Raw genomic sequence first — 321 nt, 5'->3', positions numbered from 1 at the left:
AAAAGGTGGCAAAGCTAATGAACAATAAACTAAAAAAAGAAATTATAGACTTTGCTCATTCTATAGGCATTGATAGTATTGGATTTACTACTGCAGATCCTTTTGATGAATTGAAACAAAAATTAGAGGAATACCATGCAAAAGGGTATGCATCGGGTTTTGAGGAATCAAATATATCATTACGTACAGAACCTAAACTAAGCTTACCTAGCGCACGTTCTATTATTGCAATAGCTGTGGGTTATCCTAATAAACTTAAAGGTGCACCAAAAAGTGTTAAAGGTGATCGTAGAGGCATGTTTGCAAGAGCATCATGGGGCC

Annotated in this window: 1 protein-coding gene; it reads left to right on the top strand. The window is 35.8% G+C overall.

The genetic code is table 11. From position 1 onward, the window contains the following. Positions 1-17 precede the first annotated feature (17 nt). Positions 18-321: hypothetical protein (locus CEW93_RS10750; protein WP_222432750.1), on the top strand; the 304-nt coding region annotated here is incomplete at its 3' end.

It is taken from the genome of Moraxella sp. VT-16-12 (genome assembly GCF_002224245.2).
Classification (GTDB): domain Bacteria; phylum Pseudomonadota; class Gammaproteobacteria; order Pseudomonadales; family Moraxellaceae; genus Moraxella.
Note: the sequence above shows the minus strand (reverse complement) of the source record. Positions and strands in the feature narration are given on the sequence as shown.